Origin of the sequence: uncultured Rothia sp., assembly GCF_916049665.1 — a bacterium.
In the GTDB taxonomy this organism is placed as follows: Bacteria; Actinomycetota; Actinomycetes; order Actinomycetales; family Micrococcaceae; genus Rothia.
Genome location: NZ_CAJZIE010000110.1, coordinates 1 through 3,577 on the forward strand (window position 1 = coordinate 1; position 3,577 = coordinate 3,577).

Consider the following 3,577-nt stretch of genomic DNA (forward strand, 5'->3'; position numbering starts at 1 on the left):
CCACGGACTTCGCGGGTCGAACCTGGCGCATCATCATGGACATGGGCAACGGCTCTCTCGGTATGCTCCAGCGCCATATCAATCTGAGTGATATCGACGCGATTCTGATTTCGCACCTGCACCCGGACCACTGCATTGACCTGTCCGGTCTGCACGTGGCGGTTAAGTGGGATCCGCGCGGCTGGCCCAAGGGACGTATTCCACTGTACGGTCCCGCTGCGATTAACGAGTACCTTTCGGCAACTCACGGCCTGGACCCTGATCCGGGTATGAGCACCGAGTTTGAGTACCACACCTGGACCGAGGGTGAGCCCGTGCAGATTGGCCCGTTCCGCGTGGAGCCGTTCCGTGTGGTGCACCCCTCGAAGGACCCGTACGCGCTGCGTATTACTTGCAACGACCGCGAGGGTCACACGATTTTCGCGTACTCGGGTGATACCGACCTGTGCGAGGGTCTGATTAAGGCTGCTCGCGGTGCCGACCTGTTCCTCTGCGAGGCAGCCTACCAGGAGGGCCGCGACGATGCCCTGCGTGGCATTCACCTGACCGGTAAGCGTGCCGGTGAGGCGGCGCAGGATGCGGGCGTACGTAACCTGTTGCTGACCCATCTGCCCGTGTGGAACGACCCGGATATTGCCCGTGCCGAGGCACGTAGCGCGTTCTCCGGCCCCGTGGGTGTTGCAGAGATGGCGGCAAGCTACCGCATCTACCCGCGCCCGACGCCGGCTCACCCGGTGACCTCCACCCTGAACGTGGTGGAGGTACTCGACCCGCCGCTGAACACCGCGATTGCGCTCCCTAAACCCGAGCTAGATTAGGCGAAGCCCGAGCTGGACCAGGTGTAAGAATCCCGTACACGCCTTTTCGCACCAGCACTAAGACTACTAACACAGACTCAACAGACAGACACAGGTCTTACGACCGACTTAAGGAGAACCCATGACTGCAACCCGCGAAGACGGCCGCGCCCTCAACGAACTGCGCCCCATCACCATTACCCGCGGCTGGTCCCGCAACGCTGAGGGTTCCGCCCTCATCGAGTTCGGCAACACCCGCGTGCTGTGCACCGCATCCTTCACCGAGGGCGTGCCGCGCTGGCTCAAGGGCGAGGGTAAGGGCTGGGTGACCGCCGAGTACGCCATGCTGCCGCGCGCCACCAATACCCGTTCTTCTCGCGAGTCGCTGAAGGGCCGCGTGGGCGGTCGTACCCACGAGATTTCTCGTCTGATTGGTCGCTCCCTGCGTGCGGTCATCAACATGGAGGAGCTGGGCGAGAACACCATCGTGCTCGACTGCGATGTTCTGCAGGCTGACGGCGGTACCCGCACCGCTTCGATTACCGGCGCGTACGTGGCGCTGGCTGACGCTATCACCTGGGCGAAGGAGCAGAAGATTATCTCCGCTAAGGCGAACCCTCTGATTGATTCGGTGTCCGCAATTTCGGTGGGCATTATCGACGGCACCCCCATGCTGGATCTGCCCTACACCGAGGACGTGCGCGCCGAGACCGACATGAACGTGGTCGTCACCGGCAGCGGCAAGTTCGTGGAGGTTCAGGGCACCGCCGAGGGCGCGCCTTTCGACCGCGACGAGCTTAACAGCCTGCTCGACCTGGCGCTGGAAGGCACCGCTGAGCTGGCGCAGATTCAGCGTGAGGCACTGGCACACTAACCCGTCCCGGTAACTAGTTCCGTCGATAAGGAGAAACTATGGCAGACGCAAAGATTGTTCTGGCAAGCCACAATAAGGGCAAGCTCAAGGAACTGCGCGAAATTCTGCGCGGACGCATTGACGGCCTGGACGTTGACACCCAGGTGGTTGACGCCTCCAGCGTGAACGCACCCGATGTTCCCGAGACCGGCGTGACCTTCGCTGAGAACTCCCTGCTGAAGGCGCGCGCTGTTGCCGAGGCAACCGGTCTGGTCGCTATCGCTGACGATTCTGGTCTGTCGGTGGATGTGCTCAACGGCGCTCCCGGTATTTTCTCGGCGCGCTGGGCGGGTAGCCACGGCGATGACTCTGCGAACCTGAACCTGCTGCTGGCTCAGCTGAGCGATATTTCTGCCGAGCACCGCGGCGCGAAGTTCTGCTGTGCAGCGTCGGTTGCTTCCCCGAACGGTTTTGAGGCAGTTGAGTACGGCGAGCTGCCCGGCGAGCTGCTGACCGCGCCGGCAGGGGAGGGCGGCTTCGGCTACGACCCGATTCTGCGCCCCGTGGAGCTGAATGGTGAGAACGCCCTGTACGAGGGGCAGTATGCGGGCAAGTCCTGCGCTGAGATTCCCGCCGAGATTAAGAACTCGATTAGCCACCGTGCGCGTGCTTTTGAGGCGCTGATTCCTCAGATCGCGGCGGCGCTGGCATCCTAAAAACCGCTGTCTAAAACTGACGCTGAGGCACCAGAGCTTACTTGCTGTGCCGGTCTGATGGGTGAAAACGCGGGGGTTGGATACGATTTTTTCGTGCATCCCCCTAAAATCCCCCACGGGGATACCAATTAAAGGCACAATAGGTAAAGAAGCTTTACCTCAGGGTTAGTGACACCAAAGAACTCGTCTGCTGAAGGTACCTTCGGCAGACGAGTTTTGTCGTTGAGGAGCATTTCAACAGTGCATCTGTCAGCGGGGCATCTGCCCGATGCCCGCCGGTCACCGACCCCGGTAGAAAACCCTGCCGCGAAAGAGAACGCACCGATGTTCATCCTTCTTCTGCTGATGGCACTAGCCCTTGCCGCCGGATGCTGGTCCTACTCCTACGTGTGGCGAGGCCTGAATCGCCGCGTGATTGCCGCCGTCAAGGTGGTGGATCCCATGATTACTCTTGGCCCGTACGTCATGGTGGCGTGGGCGGCGCTGATGGGTGTTATTGCCACGAATCTGTGGGCGACCGGCACCCTCCAGCTGGTGCTGAGCGTGGTGTTGTGGGTGATTGTTGCCGGTACTCTCGGCTGGGCTGGCTTCTGGCTGCTCATGCATTGCCTGGGCGGTCAGACTCCCGGCAAACGCCCGATGTGGTGGCGCGAGGCGGTTGCCGCGAAGTTCGCCTGGCGTAACCTCTCGCGCATGCCCGCCTACCTGGGTGCTCGCACCAGCATTCTGCCGGTGGAAAACCCGCACCTGACCAAGCCGTACTCGGGTTCGTGGACCCGCCCGCTCGGCGCGACCATGCCCGGGTACAGCTCCAACGGTGAGTTTATTGAGGGCTTTGACGAATTCGGTCGCAAGATGCCGCGCCTCTACCCGGTGGGTCCCGAACCGACCATCTTTGAGATGGCGCGCTGGGGCAAGTCGGTAAGTTCCGATCAGCTGCTGACGACCTTCCTGCCGACTGCGCCTTTTGAGCGTTTGCGCCTGCCCGGCACCATTACCGGTCCCTTCACCTTTGCGGGGGAAGTACCGCACGGTGCGGTGACGAAGTGGCCTCGCCGCAGCGGTGCGAACCGTGCCTTCGGGTCCTACGCGCGTCTGGGCGAAATCACCGAACGTAAGATTGAGCTACTGATCGACCACCGCATCATTGCGGCGCTGCAGACCACCCGCGAAAGCTACGAACGCCGCCACAGCTGGATGCTCGCCTTCAC

The 3,577-nt window shown here is 61.9% G+C and carries 4 protein-coding genes; all 4 read left to right on the forward strand.

The window, feature by feature from the left end:
• The coding region (locus tag QZ540_RS08245) for an MBL fold metallo-hydrolase (RefSeq protein ID WP_294629123.1) at nt 1–818 on the forward strand (818 nt) is incomplete at its 5' end.
• A 121-nt stretch (nt 819–939) separates the two neighbouring features.
• Nucleotides 940–1,671: a ribonuclease PH gene (gene rph, locus QZ540_RS08250; RefSeq protein ID WP_294629125.1), complete on the forward strand. Its 732-nt coding sequence runs from the start codon at nt 940–942 to the stop codon at nt 1,669–1,671.
• 38 nt (nt 1,672–1,709) lie between these two features.
• Complete coding sequence (locus QZ540_RS08255; RefSeq protein ID WP_294629127.1) at nt 1,710–2,366, forward strand: non-canonical purine NTP pyrophosphatase; 657 nt, start codon at nt 1,710–1,712, stop codon at nt 2,364–2,366.
• 324 nt (nt 2,367–2,690) lie between these two features.
• A partial coding sequence (locus QZ540_RS08260) for a peptidase E (protein ID WP_294629129.1) occupies nt 2,691–3,577 on the forward strand: 887 nt, incomplete at its 3' end.

Bases quoted from the DNA above. Each gene is read 5' to 3' on its own strand.
- rph (WP_294629125.1), top strand. From the start codon at position 940: ATGACTGCAACCCGCGAAGACGGCCGCGCCCTCAACGAACTGCGCCCC.
- QZ540_RS08255 (WP_294629127.1), top strand. From the start codon at position 1,710: ATGGCAGACGCAAAGATTGTTCTGGCAAGCCACAATAAGGGCAAGCTC.